This window comes from Vibrio glycogenivorans (assembly GCF_051660965.1).
Lineage (GTDB): Bacteria > Pseudomonadota > Gammaproteobacteria > Enterobacterales > Vibrionaceae > Vibrio.
This window is the reverse complement of record NZ_JBPVIS010000020.1, coordinates 1-18,317: the sequence shown is the minus strand read 5'-3', so window position 1 is coordinate 18,317 and position 18,317 is coordinate 1. Positions and strand designations below refer to the sequence as shown.

Sequence of the window (18,317 nt, the reverse complement as noted above, 5' to 3'; positions counted from 1 at the left end):
TGCCGTGCACGCGCTCACTCCACCCCCGTTGATTGATCCAGCTAACTCACAATGAACCAATCAAGTTGGTGCTGGCGTTATTGATAGAGGTATTTAGTAAACAATAAATCAGCCACGATAGGGCGGCCCACCTCAGGCAATAAGGTGTCGTTGATTTGGGTAGTGAGTGTCTGACGTAACTCTTCCCGACCAGGTAAAGACTTTATTGTGGCGTCGGTCTGTCTGCCGAGTGTTTCGAGAACGGTATCGCGGATCAAGGGTTGGTGCGTCTCGACAATTTTAAGATCCGATTGATTAGCCACCATCACATCAATCCGAATTTGCACATACCCAAGTTGGCGCCCAGAAGTGTGGAAGTTGGTAGTGACATCTGGTGTGAGGGTGAAATAAGCAAAGTCGGTTTGATTTGCTGCCGCCGTCATTGGTGCGCTGAAGAGCAGTGCAGCCAGGCTTGTCAGTATTGGGGTCACGTAACGTTTATACATAATTATCTCGGTTATTTCTGATAGGCCGGGTGACCTCGCAAGGCTAAGCTTGTTACAATGCGTTGTCTATTCGCAACATACGAACCGTGGGCCACAGCTTCAAAGCGGCTGATTGGCAAAGATTTATTGTACGATGTTCGTAGCCTTTGTTAAATATAAGTATGGAACGATCTGTAACCGAATACCTTGCTGCACTTCGAGAGGCTGACTGGCAGTCACCTGAGGTGTTTACTTTTCCAACGCCACTATCGCGTGCTTGGTTGACAGAGCAGGGCTCGCTTTCGGCACGCCTTGAGCGCCATTGTCGAGAACTGAGTCTGGAATTACTCCAAAACGAGCTAACAAGCCTTGAGCAATTGCTACCAAGCGAACAAGAATACTTACCGAGTGAAGATTATTGGTTGCGTAAGGTGATTTTAAAAGGTGATGGTCAGCCGTGGGTGCTGGGACGAACTCTGATCCCCCAATCTTCGCAGAGCAGTGGTTCCTATGACTTGGCTAACCAAGGCAGCACGCCGCTTGGATTTACTGTCTTTCGTCACGATACTGTGCGTCGAGATAAGCTCCAATTGGCTCAAGTCGACCTTGCTGATCAGCGATTGTTTGCTCGTCGCTCCCGATTATGGGTTGCAGATAAACCCATTTTAGTCGCAGAACTGTTTTTGCCATCGGCACCCATTTATGCACAAGGAAGTCGCTATGACACAGGCGAAATTTGAGGATTACTGGCAACTGATGCGCATGGATCGCCCAATTGGTTCATTGCTGCTGCTGTGGCCAACGCTTTGGGCGCTGTTGTTGGCTGCCGACGGTTTTCCGGATTTAAAGGTATTGGTGGTATTTGTACTTGGCGTTATCGTGATGCGCTCAGCCGGATGCGTGATCAATGACTTTGCTGATCGTAAGGTCGATGGGCATGTCAAACGCACCGAGATGCGTCCGATCCCTTCGGGCCGTGTCTCTGCTAAGCAGGCGCTAACATTGTTTGTTGTTCTCAGCGCTATCGCCCTGGCGTTGGTTCTGACCATGAACACGCTAACGATTAAATTGTCATTTGTCGGTATTGCTTTAGCGTTTATTTACCCTTTTATGAAGCGCTATACGCACCTTCCTCAGCTTTTCTTGGCGCTGGCTTTTAGCTGGTCAATCCCAATGGCTTGGGCTGCTCAAGCTGATTCTTTGCCGAGTATGGTTTGGCTGGTATTTGTGATTAATGGATTATGGACCATCGCCTACGATACTCAATATGCCATGGTTGATCGTGATGATGACCTAAAGGTTGGGATTAAATCTACGGCTATCTTGTTCGGCCGTCGCGATAAAATGATCGTTGGTTTGCTTCAGCTCATCACCCTTTTGCTGCTGATGTTGCTTGGTAACGTGAACAAGTTGGGCAGTGGCTACTTCTGGTGCCTGCTGGTGGTTGGTGCGCTATTTGTGTATCAACAATGGCTGATCCGTGGACGCGATAGAGACGCGTGCTTCCAAGCGTTCCTTAATAACAACTATGTAGGAATGGCGGTAACGACGGGACTGCTTTTTGCCCTGATTTAGTCGCTCAAGAGTCGTCATGGCTCTTAGGAATATCTGAATAAAAAGCCTCCCTTGCTCGGGAGGCTTTTTTGTTATTCCGCTTCTTGGTCTGAGCGAGCAATGCTTTCTTCAATGGTGAGCTTCACCTCAGGGTGAACCAAGTCATTAAGTCTCAACATCAGTTGCTCGGTCTTCTCAATATCACAATCCCCATCACTGTTGAGGTACTGCTCTTGCTTAAGAGTGGTGAACAGTGAACTGAAGACGCCTTTATCAAAGAACTCTGGTGCGTTAATACCATTGAGTCGACCCAGACGTTGGGCGATATCTTGGCTGCGCTTTTCAAGATCTGATTTACCGAGCTCAGGGTCATTAACCAGAAGGTTCATTGCAATCGCATAACGTTGCAGTGTTTCTGAGATAGTCGCGCTAAGCAGTAGCAAGATTTGTGTATTAGCTTGATTGATGGTGATATGCTGACCATCAATATTAATCACTTCTTGGCGAGCCAGCTCATCTAGATATTGAGTCACTAGCTCAGGTATTGCGTCAATCTCAGCACTCAAGAACAGCTCTTGCTTAAGGAACGGGTAGATGGCACTGACGGTCTCAATAATCTGTTGCTTGCTGCGAGTTTTGTGACGGATCAGTGTCTGAGCAATCAGCGATGGCAGGGCAAACAGGTGAATGATGTTGTTGCGATAGTAAGTCATCAATATCGACTGCTCACGGTCAAGTGACACGATGCTGCCCATAGAATCTTCTTCAACGACAAACTTATCTAGCGACTCTGCATGTGCAACAAGCTCTTCAGCGCTGTCGGCAGGAACCGTGTAGGTTGAAGAGTAACTCACATTGCGCAGCAATTGCAGGTAGCAGTCGATTTGACGTACGAGGTTATCACGTGACAATGCACGCTGGCGCGATGCAAGTAGCGCCGTTGCACATAGGGTTAAGGCGTTCGTCGCTGCGGCGTCATTGATGTTGGTCATCATCTTATTGGCCAGCTTATTCACCACAGGGGTCATCCATTGTGGCTTGGACGCACCCATAGGGTCGATGTCTTGATGCCACTCTGGCGCATGCTCGTTCAAAAAGCCATTGAGCGGGATAGGCTCACCAAAGTTTACGTAGCCTTTACCAAAGTTACGTAGCTTGCGAATGGTTTTCAACACAAGACCTGCGTTCTCTTTTTCCTTGCGTTTGCCACGCAGCTCTTTGGCGTAAGTACCTACTTCCATAACGTGTTCATAGCCAATGTATACCGGCACCAGAGTGACGGGGCGATTCAGACCTCTGAGCATGGCCTGCACGGTCATGGCGAGCATACCGGTTTTCGCTTGAAGCAGGCGACCGGTGCGTGAGCGCCCACCTTCACTGAAGTACTCTACCGAGTAGCCCTTGGCAAAAAGTTCAGCAAGGTATTCACGGAAGATGGTCGAGTAGAGTTTATTGCCTTTAAAGCTGCGGCGGATAAAGAAAGCTCCGCCACGGCGGAAGATCTGTCCAGCTGGGAAGAAGTTGAGGTTAATCCCTGCCGCGATATGTGGCGGTACCATACCCTCATGAAAGAGAACGTACGACAGCAACAGATAGTCCATATGGCTACGGTGGCAAGGTACATAAACAATCTCGTGACCATCTTGCGCAAGGCGACGAACAGTCGAGGCGTTGTTGATGTTAAGCCCTTGGTAGAGACGGTTCCACAGCCAGCCAAGAACGCGATCACCGTTGCGGATCAGACCATAAGAAAAGTCAGCAGCGATCTCATCAATGATGTTCTCTGCTTCTTTTTGCGCTTTCTCTTTGGTGATCCCTTTGCTGCTCATCTCCTCTTCAATCGCCTTTTGGATAGTTGGAGACTGGACTAGACGATCGACCAGTACTTGACGACTTGGCAGTTTCGGGCCAGAGGCTGCAAGTTTTTGACGCGAGAAGTGGATGCGAGCGACACGAGAGAGTTTTTGCGCAATCGCAGGCTCAGTGCCGTGTTTATCAGCCATATAACGCAGCGATACAACAGGGCTGACACGTACCATGCAATCGCGACCCGATGTCAGTACCGCGAGCGCTTTTTGTGGTCCATTGAGCGCCTCAAGGTGTGGTTTTACTTTCTCTTCTTTGCCCGGCTTACGGCCCCACATCACCGAGACTGGGATCAGTTGAATATCGAGCTCGCTATCGGCCTCATGCAGGTTAAGCAACTGTGAGAAAAGTTGAATCGACTCAGCGGGCGCGTCATAGTCATTTTTCATCACCGTCGGTCGGGTTGAGGTGAAGACATAGCGTGGGAACTGTTGGCCATTGATCTCAAGTGGTGAGAATGGGTCGGGTAGTCCCCATTGAAGTGCTTGGCTGCGAATTGTCAGAAGGTCGACATCAGAGCGAAATGGCAATGCGAACATGACCGGCTTAGACAGGTCAATGTCGAGATCTTCAATGGGATTGGATGGAATAGTGGTTCCTTTGACCAAAACCGAGAGTGGCAGTTTCAGTGCTGCCTGGAATAAGGATTGTCCTGAAGACATATCGTGCAATCGCCTCAAATTAGTGTAATCGACGTACTTCATCGCGATCTCAGTCGCGGCAGTTCTCTCAACCTTGTCTTATCTGCAAGGTACTTGTCACTTGGCATTGGCCACAAGTTCGTCGAGGAGAGAGTCACCTAGGGACACTTTGGACTGACTGCCACTAAGTATGGACAAGTTTTTGAAATACGTTAGCCAGATTAATGGTCAGCAAGAATATCAGAAACTGGTCAAACCTTTTAATGGTAAACGGCCATGTTGACGGTAAATTAACCAAATTGTTGCAATTTGTTGGCAATATTTTGAGGCGAAGCCAATTTATCTGCTGAACAATTTGTAAACACACCTTTCCATTTTATTTTTTACTGGATATACTGACAGTTAACTGTATAAAAAGACAGGTAGCTATCATGAAGCCTTTGACGCCACGCCAACAACAAGTATTCGATCTTATTAAAAGTAAGATCGATGAGACAGGGATGCCACCAACTCGTGCAGAGATTGCTCGTGAGTTAGGCTTCCGCTCTGCCAATGCGGCAGAGGAGCACCTTAAAGCCCTTGCTCGCAAAGAAGCGATTGAGATTATTCCCGGCGCCTCGCGCGGAATTCGTATTCTGCTAGAAACAGAAGAAGAGGGGTTGCCTCTTATTGGTCAAGTCGCCGCCGGTGAGCCTATTTTGGCTCAAGAGCATGTTGAGACTCACTACCAAGTGGACCCAGGTATGTTTAAGCCACAAGCGGACTTCTTGCTGCGAGTGCAAGGTGAAAGTATGAAAGACATTGGCATTATGGACGGTGACCTGCTTGCTGTGCATAAGACTCAAGACGTACGCAATGGTCAGATCGTTGTCGCTCGTGTCGATGAAGACGTGACGGTGAAGCGCTTAGAGCACCAAGGTGATCGCGTTCTTTTACACGCAGAGAACCAAGAGTTTGAGCCCATCGTCGTTGACCCTACCTATCAAAGTCTAGAGATTGAAGGCCTTGCTGTTGGGATTATCCGCAACACGGACTGGATGTAATCCTTGCCTCATTAAACAGTTGGTTTTCTAGACTGACTGGTTACACTCAGTGTTTTCTTTGCTGGGTGTAACCGTGACTCTCTCCTCTTTCTTTTCTGCCCCTCTTCACTCTCGTGTGCTCGCTCTTGCCCTGCCGATGGTGATCTCTAACATCACCGTGCCTCTGCTGGGTCTGATCGATGCTGCCGTCATAGGCCACCTTGAGCATGCTTGGTATCTTGGTGGGGTTGCACTTGGCAGTACCATGATCAGCGTGACATTCTGGTTGCTGGGCTTTTTGCGTATGTCGACAACCGGGCTGACCGCTCAAGCGGCTGGTGCCGGAGACAAAAGGGCATTGGCGCTGACCTTTGTCCAAGGGATTGCGACGGCAATGCTATTTGCGACGCTTTTTCTCATTGTTCATGGCTGGGTCGCTGAGTGGATATTTGCTGTTACAGATGCCAGCGATGCGATTAAGCATTATGGAGCCCAGTACTTTACCATCCGAGCCTGGAGTGCTCCGGCGGCCATGGTCAACTATGTCCTGTTAGGTTGGCTGCTCGGTAGTCAAGATGCCCGCTCACCAATGTGGATGGTGATCATTACGAACCTAGTCAATATTGCATTGGATGTTCTGTTCGTCCTAGGTCTTGGCTGGAAAGTCGAGGGGGCAGCGCTGGCCTCGGTGATGGCAGACTATTCGGGTATGGCTTTTGGTTTATGGTGCGTGACTCGACGCTGGCGAGGACAAGGACTGCCTAGTCCAGTGATGTTGCTGTCGGAAGTGACGAGTAACCTAGGGCGCTTTGTGCGTCTGAATCGTGATATTTTTCTGCGCTCTTTGTGCTTGCAGGTCACGTTGAGCTTTATGACCTTTCAAGCCTCCAGTTATGGCGACAATATCGTGGCAGCCAACGCGGTTTTGATGAGCTTTGTCATGTTGATCTCTTATGGTATGGATGGTTTAGCCTATGCAATGGAAGCCATGGTCGGTAAAGCGGTAGGCGCGCGTGATCGAGCCGATTTAAAGCAAACGATAGGTGTAACCTTCTTCTGGGGCGTGGTGATCTGCTCGCTGCTCAGTCTTGTGTTTGCCTTGTTTGGTACTGAACTGATTGCGTTAATTACCGATATTGAAGCAGTACAGCGACAAGCAGCTCAGTACTTACCGTGGCTTGTGGCTATGCCACTAGTTTCTTTGTGGGCATACCTGTTCGATGGGCTATTTATTGGTGCAACTAAGGGGCGTGAGATGCGTAACGGCATGTTTCTCGCCACGTTGAGCTTCTTTACGGTTTTTGCTGCGCTAAGCCATTTAGAAAACCATGCCCTTTGGCTATCGATGATGGTCTTTATGGCCGTGCGAGGACTGGGGCTAGCCGGGCTATTCGTCTACCAATGGCGTAGAAAGGTCTTTTTAGCTTAGTTTTGCAACAGGGAGGCTAGTTCCTCCCTGTCATTTACCGATAACAACCAGCCTAGAATAACCTTGTTAGAACAAGCGATTTAAGCCGTTGAGCGCAGCGACACGATAAGCTTCTGCCATCGTAGGATAGTTGAAGGTCGTGTTAACAAAGTACTCGATCGTATTGGCTTCGCCTTTTTGCTCCATGATCGCTTGGCCGATATGAATGATCTCTGCCGCACGCTCACCAAAGCAGTGGATCCCCAAGATCTCCTTGGTTTCGCGATGAAATAGGATCTTAAGGCTACCAATGTCCTTTCCGGCAATCTGTGCCCGAGCGAGGTGCTTGAATGAGGAACGACCCACTTCATACGGGACTTTAGCCGCTGTTAGCTCTTGCTCGGTTTTACCGACCGAACTGATCTCAGGGATGGTATAGATGCCGGTTGGGATATCTTCGATCAGATTGCCCTCGGCCTGTCCCTTGGTGATCGCCTGAGCCACAAAGCGCCCTTGATCATAAGCTGCACTGGCAAGACTGGGGTAACCAATCACGTCACCGACGGCGTAAACATGGCCGATTTCGGTTTGGTAATTGCCATTTACCGCCAGTTGTCCTCGAGAGTCTGGAGTCAATCCTACCAAATCAAGGTTAAGCTTATCCGTATTACCCGTTCGACCATTGGCGTAGAGAATACAGTCGGCCTTCATTTTTTTACCCGATTTTAGGTGAACAATGACACCGTCCTCTGTTCCCTCGATTTTATCAAACGTCTCATCATTGCGGATCACCACGCCGCTATTCCAGAAGTGGTAGGAGAGCGCATCAGAGGTTTCATTATCTAAAAATGCTAGCAGCCGGTCGCGGGTATTAATGAGATCCGTTTTTACGCCCAGTCCGCGGAAAATCGAAGCGTACTCACAGCCGATAACGCCGGCCCCATAGATGATGATATGTCGCGGGTCATGCTCTAGGCGTAAGATCGAGTCGCTGTCGTAAATACGTGGGTGGTTAAAGTCAACGCTGTTTGGTTGGTAGGGGCGTGAGCCTGTCGCAATCACGAATCGGTCTGCACTGTACTCCTCAACGCTGCCATCTTGCTTGAGGACTTCAACAGTATGACTGCTATTAAAGCGTGCGCTACCAAAGATCAGCGTGCACTGGTTGCGGTCATAAAAACCTTGGCGCAGGCGGGTCTGTTTGTCGACCACGGTTTTGGCATGATTGAGGATGTTGGAAAAGGTACTGTGCAGGCTAGTATTGTTGTGACAAAACAGAGGGTTGCTGTTGAACTCAATAATTCGGCTAACCGCATGGCGTAGCGCCTTGGAGGGAATCGTGCCCCAGTGAGTGCACCCCCCACCGACACTGCTTTCTTTCTCAATCACCCCAACCTTGAGCCCCGCCTTGGTCAGGCCCATTGCTGCCCCCTCTCCCCCGGGGCCACTACCGATCACAATTACATCAAAATGGTTGCTGTGTGCCATACTCTATCCTTGTTTGTACGGTTAACGTTCTGATAGCGCAATATTAACTCAGATTGCAGTTCGCTGCAGGTATTGGCTTGGACAGGTTGGATAGGATCACGCATAAAGTCCAAGTCGGGTACTTAAGCTCAGCTTGAGATCCATGTATAGTGTTGACGAGAGTGAAAACAAGGTATGTAGAGATATGAAACCTAACGGGATCCGTGCCCAGCAGAAAGAGAAAACCCGCCGCTCATTGATTGATGCTGCGTTCCGCCAGTTGAGTACTGATCGAAGTTTTTCCAACTTGAGCCTACGTGAGGTAGCTCGGGAAGCCAGTATCGCCCCTACCTCGTTTTATCGCCACTTCAAGGATATGGATGAACTGGGTTTGACTATGGTTGATGAGGGAGGCTTACTTCTTCGTCAATTAATGCGCCAAGCACGCCAACGAATCGTAAAAGAGGGCAGTGTGATCCGCACCTCGGTTGAGACCTTTATGGAGTTTATCGAGTCGAGCCCGAACGTTTTTCGCCTGCTTTTGCGCGAGCGCTCCGGCACCTCTTGTGAATTTCGTGCGGCGGTCGCGCGCGAGATCCAGCATTTTGTGGCAGAGTTAACCGAATACTTAATAGGTTCAGGGATGACCCGTGAAGAGGCATTTGCCCAAGCGGAAGCATCGGTGATCCTAGTCTTCAGCTCTGGTGCCGAGGCACTGGACAAGACCAAAGATGAGCGCGATGAGCTAGCAGAGCGCCTGATCATTCAGCTCAGAATGGTCGCTAAGGGTGCACACTGGTACCGCAAAGAGCGTGAACGAAGCAAAAACAGAGGTGATTATAAATAATGGATACTACAACACCATCCCCACAGCCTTGTGAAAAGAAACCACTGATCCTGGCCCTCATTGCAGGTTTGTGTGGTGATGCAATTTTGTCTTGGATGACGATAAGCGCGGTCTCATTCTCAATCTTTCCATGGATTGCGATGGTACTGGCCGTGCAAGCACTGTATCAAGACTATTTAGACAAGCCGATTTCCGAGGATTTACCACTCGTCGGACTGGCGTGTTTCTTGGTGGGGGGCTTTGGTCACTCTGCGTTTATCAAGGCTCAGTACCCAGAGGCTGGCTCAAACTTCTTTTCCATCATTATCCTAATGGCTCTGCTGTTCTGGCTCGGGCGTAAGCTTGGCTATATTGGTACGACAAAGGGTGGTGACGAAGACACTGCCTAGTATCAGCTTATTGGAGCAATACCCAAGCCCTTGAACTCATCAAGGGCTTTTTTTATCTCATTAAGCCAACCTTGATCTTCCTGCTCAATAGCAGCGCGCCTTTGGTGCCTTGAAAGTGAATTAGTTTTGAGCGAGTAAACGATTGCATTTGACTGTTTTGGTCATTAAGTCACCGGTTGGGTTCGGTTCATCAACTTTTACATTTGTTTAACCTAACTTGTCTAATGTAACAAATGACTTTCTGAAAGTTACATAATGAATTTAAAGTAATGTAAAGATCTAGTACAGAAAAGGTGTGCTCAAGGAGGATGAACATCACAACTTGTATTTGAAATGTTTCTGGCTTGAGATTGTCTTGTTTTTGTCATGTTTATAAACAAAAAGCGTCATTGAGCAGAAATATTTATGTCATGTAGCCTCATCAGTATGCGCCGAGAATTACTTAAGAGGTGAATATGTACTCGCGCAATACGAAACTGAAAAAAGTGGCGGCAATGGTAACCCTAGCGTTACTCGCTGGCTGTAACTCTTCTGAAGATAAACCATCATCAGAACTTCCAGAAACTCCGGTTCAGCCTCTTCCAGGCCGATGGATGACCGGCGATCTTCATGTCCACACATCAGTTTCAGCAGATGCGCGTGATTATATGTTGGATGTTTTCTACCATGCTTTTGATGAGTTTGAATTAGATTTTGTTTTTCTTTCAAACCACCTGCGCGATGATAGCCAAGATTGGGCTGATAATAACATTGGCGGTATTCTGTATAGCGAAGCGATGAAACGCTACGAATGGCCAGAAATTAATTACCTAACAAATAACTTGTATGACGACAAAATTGTGTTCACAACCTATGAATGGGATATGCCTGCTCATGAACACTTTAATATCGCTATTTTTAGCCGTGATGGTGCTCAGTCACATGAGGTCTACGAGGCAGCGAAGCTGTTTGAGTACAAGTTCAGTCACAAGAACAACACGGACAAGTTTGACCCTCAGGATCTTGCTAAGTGGGAGCGTATGGGAATTGAGCGCTACAACGGTGAGTCTCATGACGATCGGGAAGGTAAACACCAGGACGCGATTAAAGCGTTTGAGTGGATGCAAGAACATTATGCCGAGCTAAGCTACGGTATGCTCAACCATCCTCTGCGCTACAAGAAGAGTTACACACTGGATGAAATCCGTGATCTTCATAATGCTGCACCCGATGTGTTCTTCCTAGTTGAAGGCATGGTCGGCGGACAATTTAATAATAATCGTGGTGATTACAATATCGGCCATGCCCCTGATCACCCAGATGCAACTGCGGGTCTATACGGCGGTGTCGATCCTGTTGTTGCAGAAGTTGGCGGCTGGTGGGATGCCATGCTCAGTGAGGGGCGTAAAATCTGGAACGTAGCCAACTCAGACCATCACTTCAAGATTCGTGAGCCTTACACGTCGAGTTACTACCCTGGTGAGTACTCGAAAACCTACACTTATGTGCAAGGTGATAATGATTTAGCAGTACTTGAAGGGTTGCGCTCAGGTCAAGTATGGGCAACCTACGGTGACTTGATTAATGAATTAGACTTCACAGTGACCACCAATGGGCAGACTGCACATATGGGGCAAGAAGCGTTTGTATCAGCCGGCGATAAAGTTACGATTTCAATTCGCTTCAAGAGTCCTGAGTTTAATAACTTGGAAACAAGAGCGGGTAACAGCATGTTTGGTACCAACCCTAATCCAGGAGTGCACCATGTGGATATCATCTCTGGTGGTATTACAGGTATGATTATGCCTGATGACGAAGGGTATGATTCGGCTGATAACTCGGATGCTAAAGTTGTTGCTACCTTTACCGCTGATGATTGGCATGTAGATAAAGATGGCTACTACGCAATGACTTATTCATTTGAGGCTGAGCGTGACGAGTATTATCGTTTGCGTGGGACAGCACAAGATTATGACGTCCCTGGTTTCGTTGAAAACGGAGAACCTTTGCGTTGGGAAGGTATTGATAGAATTGAAGGTGAGTCCGCTGAAGCGTACCGCGATCGCTTTAATCACGCTATATACAGCGATATTTGGTTCTACTCTAATCCAGTCTATATCACACTAAAGAGCCCACGTGATTAATCACTAACTCTAGTGCGATAAAGAAATATTCCTCAGAGACATGGCTATGGTCGTAGCCATGTTTAGGTAGTGACTTCAGGAGACCTTATGTTACGTCTACTCGCTGTACTTGTTTGCACTATTTCCCTTCAAGCGGTTGCCTGTTTAGATGAACGTTTTCATCAGGGTTTTGGTGGCCCCAAAGGCATGCCTGGGGGCACGAGCCTACAGTCCCCAGATTTTGTTCAATCCGATAATGGGTTAGCGGAGTTCACCATTGATGTTCTAACCGATCAACAGATTGAAGATTTGGCGATTAAGCTAATGCCAAACCCGCGAGTTAAGCTTGCAGGTAAGGGAGAGATGTTAATTGAGGGCTCTCTGTCTCACACAGTTTTGGCTCAAGTAGAAAATGGTGCCCGAGGGGCAATTCGCTTGATGGTCACAGGTACCATTGATGGTGAGGAGTTTCTTGAGAATCGCTTTGTCATGGTGATGTAGACTTACAGTACTTAGATATAAAAAAACCGCCTATTGGCGGTTTTTTTATTTTATCACGTATTACTTGCGCTCTAGCATCACACCCGCTTCCATGTGGTGGGTATATGGGAACTGGTCAAATAGCGCAAAGCGAGTGATCTTATGGGTCTCACCTAAGATCTCAAGGTTCTGTTTCAGGGTTTCTGGGTTACAAGAGATATATAGGATGCGCTCATAACCCTGTACCATCTTACAGGTGTCTTCATCCATACCGGCGCGTGGCGGATCAACAAAGATTGTGTTGCAGTTGTAGCTCTTGAGATCAACACCGGCGTCTTTGAGACGACGGAATTCGCGTTGGCCTTCCATTGCTTGAGTAAACTCTTCTGCCGACATACGGATGATTTGTACGTTGTCGATGTTATTCGCCGCAATGTTGTATTGCGCTGAGTCAACCGATGGCTTTGCCAGCTCGGTCGCCAATACACGCTCAAAGTTTTGCGCCAGCGCCAGTGAGAAGTTGCCGTTGCCGCAGTAAAGCTCAAGCAGATCGCCTTGGCTATTGCGGGTGCAATCAACGGCCCACTCAAGCATTTTTTCAGCGACCTTACCATTTGGCTGGGTAAAGCTGTTTTCAACTTGCTGGTAGATGTAGCTATCACCGTGGACATTGAGCTTTTCAACCACAAAGTCTTGGTCTAAGACAATCTTCATCTTACGTGCGCGACCAATTAGATTGAGGTTAAAGCCTTCATCATTCAAACGCTGTTTTAGCGTCTTAGCTTGCTCAATCCATGCCTCATCTAGCTGACGGTGGTATAGAAGCGATACCAAGATCTCGCCACTCAGGGTTGAGAGGAAGTCTACTTGGAACAGCTTACGACGAAGGGTGTCGTTGTCTTTCATTGCATCCATCAGCATTGGCATCAAATCATTGATCAGTCGGCTCGCGGCAGGGAACTGATCGACACGGTATTTCTCACGCGTTTGCTGATTGAACATGATGTAGTAAAGGTCTTCACCCTCATGCCAAACTCGAAACTCTGCACGCATACGGTAATGCTGTTCAGGAGACTCAAACACTTCCAGCTCTGGAGCGCCAAATTCAGTAAACATCTCGGTGAGACGAGTTACTTTTTCACTTAGCTGCTGCTGGTAGGTTTGTGGGTTTACTTCAAGAGAGGCCATGGTGTTACCTTATAGGGTGCGTTTTTCAAACAGAGCGCAGATTTTATTCAATCAAATGATGATGTCCAGCTTCGATGCAAAATAATCGTATGTTTTCACGCCAGGAGTGAACGTTGCCTACCTGCGATTAAATAACGCTCAAGTTCTGGACATTCCACAGGTTGCACAATACTATGCTCCCCGAGCTGGTGGCTTGTATCTAGTATAGAAGCCTTAAAAGGGAATCTGGTGAGAATCCAGAACTGACGCGCAGCGGTAAGAGAGAACGAACTCCCATCAAGACACTGCACTTTAGGATAAGTGTGGGAAGTCGGGAAAGTAGGCTTTAGCTCTTAAGTCCGAATACCTGCCAGTAGCTAGGCGTCACGATATGCCTAGTAGGATTTACGCGTTTTAGGAAAAATAAATGAACCATACAATTTTAGCGATTACAGTAGTATCGCTCTTTTCGCACGCCTCGCTTTTATCTGCCCAAGAAGTTGATGAAACAATGGTAATTACAGCTAACCGTGTAGAGCAAGGCCTCGAACAAGTAATTGCCCCAATATCTGTTGTAACAAGACAAGAAATAGAAGCTTATCAAGCCAAGTCTCTAACGGATGTGCTGCGTCGCCTACCTGGCGTCGAGGTGACGTCTAATGGTGGTTTTGGCCAGACATCCTCAGTTTTCATTCGTGGAGCATCATCTAATCAAACATTGGTTCTTGTTGATGGTATTCGTTTCAACAACTCTATCACAGCGGGTATCAACTTTAATCGCATACCTCTTGCTCAAGTTGAACGAATTGAGGTTGTCCGTGGTGGTGCGTCTGCAGCATATGGCTCTGATGCGATAGGTGGAGTTATCAACATTATCACTCAAGCGCGGGCTGGCGAAGAAGGGACGCAACTCAATATTGGTGCTGGTAGTCGAGGGTATAAAGAGGGAAATGCAGTCGTTAATACTGCCGTTGGAGATAACGGTCAGCTTAAACTGGCTGTTGGGTTTCAGCAGGATGATGGGTATAACGTTAACCCTGTTGCTGGCGAAAACGATGGTGACAAGCATGGCTTTGATAATCAGCAGTTTATGGTTAATTATGAGCACAGCTTTAATCAACGGTGGTCAGCATTAGGATCGCTTCGTTGGTTTGATAGCACAGCCCAATACAATAATTGTGATTTTGATTATACAACTTTCCTTTGCAATTATTATGTTGCAGACGGCCGTTCAGAAACTACAAGTTATAGCGCAAAGGTTCAGTATAAAGGGGACCAATTGCGTTCGTACCTAACCCTTAATTATCAAACTGAACAGTTAGAGGACACAATTCAAGGGAATCGAGTCATCTCGAAACTGGATATTGAGCAAACGAATGTTCAATGGGTAAATGACTTAGCTTTAACAGAGGAAGTATCAACCGTCGCAGGTATTGACTGGCGAAAAGAAAGGCTAGGGGATGATGCAATTTCATGGGGGGGGCCTGATAGTGCGGCAGGTGAAGAGCGGAATAGCTTCGGTGCTTATATTAGCCCAACCTATACAAAGGGTGACTTCGTAGTTCAGGCTGCAGGCCGGTATGATCGCCATGATACTTATGACGACTATACAACATGGATGGTCGGTTCAGCTTATCGAATAAATGAGATCTATCGTGTATCTGCTCGGTACAATACGTCATTTAAGGCCCCTTCATTTAAAGATCTAGCATCGAATCCAGACCTGAAGCCTGAAGAAGCGCGTAGTGCAGAGATAGGGTTAGAGGCTGTTTATGACCTTGCATATATCAACTTGACCGCTTACCAAAGTGAGATTGACAACCTGCAGCTCTGGTATGTCGACAATACACACCCATCAGGAGGTTATTTGGCTAATGTCGATGCCGATATCAAAGGGATAGAGCTGGAGTTGGGCTTTGCAACGGGCCTTGTCAACCACTCTGTAATAGCAGAACTAAAAGATCATAAAGACACTCAAGGTGAACACTTAGCTCGACGAGCTAGAGAAAATTACAAGTGGATCAGTGACATTGAGTTGGGGCAGTGGCAACTATCCTCCTCATATATCTTTACAGGGTCTCGCCCTGACCTACCTGTAAATTCAGCTACTACACCTGAGGTCACTTTACCAAGTTATAGCCTTTGGGACCTGGCGGTAACTTACTGGGTAACCAACGAGTTAAAAGTAAGTGGGCGAGTAGATAATGTACTTGATAAACAATACGAAACCTCTGGTGGCTATCCTGCCCCAGAACGAGCGTATTATTTCAATGCATCTTACCAATTCTGAGTCCTTCAAGCCGCCTTCGGGCGGTTTTTTATGCTAATTGGAAACCAGTATGAAAAAAAACGCCATAATAAGTTGGTCAAGCGGTAAAGATGCTGCCCTAGTATTAGAGCGTCTAATCGAAAGTACCGAATATGAAGTTGTAGGACTGTTCACCACTCATGTAAAGGACACGGTTCCTTTTCAAGCTACACCAATAGAAGTTGTCCAAGCACAAGCGGATTCAATCGGTTTACCACTCATATCGATCGGACTGGAGCAAGCCTTCCCTCCCAACGAGCAATATCAGGCCAGCATTATAAAGGCGCTAAGAGCGAGCGGCTTGCCAATCGATGCCGTCGCTTTTGGCGATATGTTCTGCAATGGCATTGCCGAGTATCGTAGAAGCTACATTGAACCTGCAGGTTGGGAATGTGTCCTTCCTCTGTTGGAGCAGCCAAGTAGTTTATTGGCAGAGGAGATAATCGCTCGAGGAATAGAGACAGAGATCATCACCGTAGACAGCCAACAACTCTCACCAGAATATTGTGGCAAGAACTATGACCACAATTTGCTTGCGAGCTTACCCAGTGGCGTTGACCCCTGTGGTGAAGATGGCGAGTTTCACACCCTAGTGACAAATGCGCCAAGCTTTAGAAATAAGCTACGCATTGAACGACAATCCATAGTCAACGATGGTCGCTTCTATTCGCTGTGCTACAAGTATATTGCTTAATTTTTGTTAGCCAGTATCATCAGCGTGTTTTTTAGTTAGGGTAATTGGCAGTGACAGAGTATACGCAACCATCAGTAATGATCTTCGACTCAGGTGTCGGTGGTCTCTCTGTGTTTGATGAGATCCAGCAGCAATTACCTCAACTAAATTACTACTATCTATTCGACAATGAGGCTTATCCCTATGGCGAGCTAGAGCATGACACTCTATTGCGTCGAGTCTCGTCATTAATCACTCAGTTTGTTGCCAAGCATCAGATTGATTTGGTCGTCATTGCGTGTAATACCGCAAGCACAGTTGTACTGCCGACCTTAAGAGAAAAGTTATCAGTACCAGTTGTTGGAGTCGTGCCGGCAATTAAACCCGCTTCAGCGTTGGCTAATAAAGCGGTGGGCTTGATCGCAACTCCTGCTACGGTCGAGCGTTCCTATACCCAAGACCTTATCCGTAACTACTCACCAGATACGCCAGTAAAGCTACTTGGTTCCACTCGCCTCGTAGAAATGGCAGAGCGTAAGTTACGTAATCAGTTGGTAGAGACCAGTGAATTAGCCCATATCCTCAAGTCTCTTATCGGTGAAGTGGATGTGGCGGTGCTAGGTTGTACTCACTTTCCACTACTAAAAGATGAAATACAGCAGGTGCTGGGCAAGGAAGTGGTGCTGGTGGATTCTGGGGCTGCGATAGCGCGTAGAGTAAAGCAGCTATTAAATGCTCAGCGAATAGATGATTACCGAGGAGAGCGTCAGATATTCTCTAGTGCACCTCCGATGATGCAAGAGGCACTAGAGAATACGCTAACAAGATGGGGCTTCAAAACTATTCAGAATTCTCAGATTGTGATTTAGGCTCATTCGCGACTCTGACCTTGAGAGTGCGATCCATGTAGACATACTCGTTTAGCTTGCTAATCATATGCTCCGCATCAGCGGTTTCAACGACAACAAAACCAAACCCTCTGCGCTTACGTGTGCGCTTGTCCTTCATTAAACGAACGTTCTCTACATACCCATACTCTGCAAACAAGTCGCGGACATTTCCTTCGTTGGCTTTATAGGGCAGGTTGCCAACATAGAGAGTAGTGGTGTTGATATCCTCTTCTTCATCTTCCCCATCTTTAGAAGACAAAAAGAAGTTAGCCAACAGGGCAGTGACGAAAACACCAAGTAAAAATGCAATGCTGGGGGTAACAGAGATCCAACTACACAACACTCCACCGACCACAGCGATACCGATTAGAGAAAAATAAAACTTATTTGAATTCATAATTGATTAACTTCGGTCAATAAAACAAACAAATAAAACATAAATTAAACATTTCGATATTACGTTCTCATTGTTCTATTTTCCAATCGATTGATGTGACTTGACTCAAATGTTGAAATTTTATCCAAAAAAGTGCAATTTGACGCATTTTTGAACGCTCAGGCGATTAATTCAAAAAAACTTCAAAAAAGGGGTTGCCAAGCCTCGAGTGATCTCTATAATGCCGCCTCACCGACACGGAGTGAGACGAGAGTCACACAGCGATGAAGGGGCTGAGAAAAAGCTTTGAAAAAAGTTCTTGACTCAGGAAAAACAAAGCGTATTATACGCATCCCCGACAGCGAGACGCTAAGCGTAACGTGAGTCGGAAAGCTCTTTAAAAATATAAACCTATCAATCTGTGTGGGCACTCGTTGATGATAATCCACTTTTGGTTTTCACTTTTTTATAAAAAGTAAAATCAAAAACTGATTCCTCGGAATCAACCGACTATCAATGAACTGAGTGACCAATTCGAATCGTAAGATTCGGCACAGTCAATTCAAACATTACTATGTAATGTTCAGTATTCATTGAGTCACAAAACTTTAAATTGAAGAGTTTGATCATGGCTCAGATTGAACGCTGGCGGCAGGCCTAACA

Annotated in this window: 16 protein-coding genes and 1 riboswitch; of the genes, 11 read left to right on the top strand and 5 right to left on the bottom strand. The window is 47.0% G+C overall.

Features of this window, described 5'->3' with window-relative positions; genetic code table 11:
• Window positions 1-77: 77 nt before the first annotated feature.
• Window positions 78-485 (bottom strand): flagellar basal body-associated protein FliL, encoded by a 408-nt coding sequence (locus ACSTTG_RS22510; RefSeq protein ID WP_438476418.1) that lies wholly within the window; start codon window positions 483-485, stop codon window positions 78-80.
• Between the two features lie 161 nt (window positions 486-646).
• Here ACSTTG_RS22510 and ACSTTG_RS22505 point away from each other — a divergent pair, with 161 nt between their 5' ends.
• Together ACSTTG_RS22505 and ubiA are read left to right on the top strand one after the other, a co-directional pair.
• Entirely contained in the window at window positions 647-1,204 is a 558-nt protein-coding gene (locus ACSTTG_RS22505; protein WP_438461137.1) for a chorismate lyase, read from the top strand.
• Window positions 1,185-2,039, top strand: coding sequence for a 4-hydroxybenzoate octaprenyltransferase (gene ubiA, locus ACSTTG_RS22500; RefSeq protein WP_438476416.1), 855 nt, complete (start codon window positions 1,185-1,187; stop codon window positions 2,037-2,039). Before ACSTTG_RS22505 ends, ubiA begins: the two co-directional genes overlap by 20 nt.
• A gap of 71 nt (window positions 2,040-2,110) precedes the next feature.
• Here the strand turns inward: ubiA and plsB are convergent, their stop codons facing one another.
• Window positions 2,111-4,546: a glycerol-3-phosphate 1-O-acyltransferase PlsB gene (gene plsB / locus ACSTTG_RS22495; protein WP_438461135.1), complete on the bottom strand. Its 2,436-nt coding sequence runs from the start codon at window positions 4,544-4,546 to the stop codon at window positions 2,111-2,113.
• Window positions 4,547-4,956: 410 nt separating this feature from the next.
• On the opposite strand from plsB, the gene lexA reads away from it, so the two are divergent.
• Window positions 4,957-5,568, top strand: coding sequence for a transcriptional repressor LexA (gene lexA / locus ACSTTG_RS22490; protein ID WP_438461134.1), 612 nt, complete (start codon window positions 4,957-4,959; stop codon window positions 5,566-5,568).
• Window positions 5,569-5,629: 61 nt separating this feature from the next.
• Entirely contained in the window at window positions 5,630-6,976 is a 1,347-nt protein-coding gene (dinF, locus tag ACSTTG_RS22485) for an MATE family efflux transporter DinF (RefSeq protein WP_438476454.1), read from the top strand.
• Window positions 6,977-7,042: 66 nt separating this feature from the next.
• Here dinF and sthA read toward each other — a convergent pair whose 3' ends face one another.
• Window positions 7,043-8,443, bottom strand: a complete 1,401-nt coding sequence (gene sthA, locus ACSTTG_RS22480) for a Si-specific NAD(P)(+) transhydrogenase (RefSeq protein WP_438476414.1) — start codon at window positions 8,441-8,443, stop codon at window positions 7,043-7,045.
• 184 nt (window positions 8,444-8,627) lie between these two features.
• On the opposite strand from sthA, the gene fabR reads away from it, so the two are divergent.
• From fabR to ACSTTG_RS22460, 4 genes are all read left to right on the top strand, one after another.
• On the top strand, window positions 8,628-9,269 hold the full coding sequence (gene fabR, locus ACSTTG_RS22475) for an HTH-type transcriptional repressor FabR (protein WP_438461131.1): 642 nt from the start codon (window positions 8,628-8,630) through the stop codon (window positions 9,267-9,269).
• Window positions 9,269-9,658 carry a YijD family membrane protein gene (locus ACSTTG_RS22470; RefSeq protein ID WP_438461130.1) on the top strand — a complete coding sequence of 130 codons (390 nt, stop codon included), beginning with the start codon at window positions 9,269-9,271 and terminating at the stop codon, window positions 9,656-9,658. The genes fabR and ACSTTG_RS22470 overlap by 1 nt, the downstream gene beginning before the upstream one ends.
• A 455-nt stretch (window positions 9,659-10,113) precedes the next feature.
• The gene (locus ACSTTG_RS22465) at window positions 10,114-11,781 is read left to right on the top strand and encodes a CehA/McbA family metallohydrolase domain-containing protein (RefSeq protein ID WP_438461129.1); all 1,668 of its coding nucleotides are present in this window, start codon (window positions 10,114-10,116) and stop codon (window positions 11,779-11,781) included.
• An 87-nt stretch (window positions 11,782-11,868) separates the two neighbouring features.
• Window positions 11,869-12,261 (top strand): hypothetical protein, encoded by a 393-nt coding sequence (locus ACSTTG_RS22460; protein ID WP_438476413.1) that lies wholly within the window; start codon window positions 11,869-11,871, stop codon window positions 12,259-12,261.
• A gap of 60 nt (window positions 12,262-12,321) precedes the next feature.
• Here the strand turns inward: ACSTTG_RS22460 and trmA are convergent, their stop codons facing one another.
• On the bottom strand, window positions 12,322-13,428 hold the full coding sequence (trmA, locus tag ACSTTG_RS22455; protein ID WP_438461127.1) for a tRNA (uridine(54)-C5)-methyltransferase TrmA: 1,107 nt from the start codon (window positions 13,426-13,428) through the stop codon (window positions 12,322-12,324).
• A gap of 169 nt (window positions 13,429-13,597) precedes the next feature.
• A riboswitch (cobalamin riboswitch) is annotated at window positions 13,598-13,796 on the top strand.
• Between the two features lie 38 nt (window positions 13,797-13,834).
• On the opposite strand from trmA, the gene ACSTTG_RS22450 reads away from it, so the two are divergent.
• From ACSTTG_RS22450 to murI, 3 genes are all read left to right on the top strand, one after another.
• Entirely contained in the window at window positions 13,835-15,697 is a 1,863-nt protein-coding gene (locus ACSTTG_RS22450) for a TonB-dependent receptor domain-containing protein (RefSeq protein WP_438461126.1), read from the top strand.
• Between the two features lie 49 nt (window positions 15,698-15,746).
• Window positions 15,747-16,409, top strand: coding sequence for a Dph6-related ATP pyrophosphatase (locus tag ACSTTG_RS22445; protein WP_438476412.1), 663 nt, complete (start codon window positions 15,747-15,749; stop codon window positions 16,407-16,409).
• Window positions 16,410-16,486: 77 nt separating this feature from the next.
• Window positions 16,487-17,257 carry a glutamate racemase gene (gene murI / locus ACSTTG_RS22440; protein WP_438476453.1) on the top strand — a complete coding sequence of 257 codons (771 nt, stop codon included), beginning with the start codon at window positions 16,487-16,489 and terminating at the stop codon, window positions 17,255-17,257.
• Here the strand turns inward: murI and ACSTTG_RS22435 are convergent.
• Window positions 17,229-17,675: an RNA recognition motif domain-containing protein gene (locus ACSTTG_RS22435; RefSeq protein WP_438461123.1), complete on the bottom strand. Its 447-nt coding sequence runs from the start codon at window positions 17,673-17,675 to the stop codon at window positions 17,229-17,231. The two genes, murI and ACSTTG_RS22435, sit on opposite strands and share 29 nt — an antisense overlap.
• Window positions 17,676-18,317 lie beyond the last annotated feature (642 nt).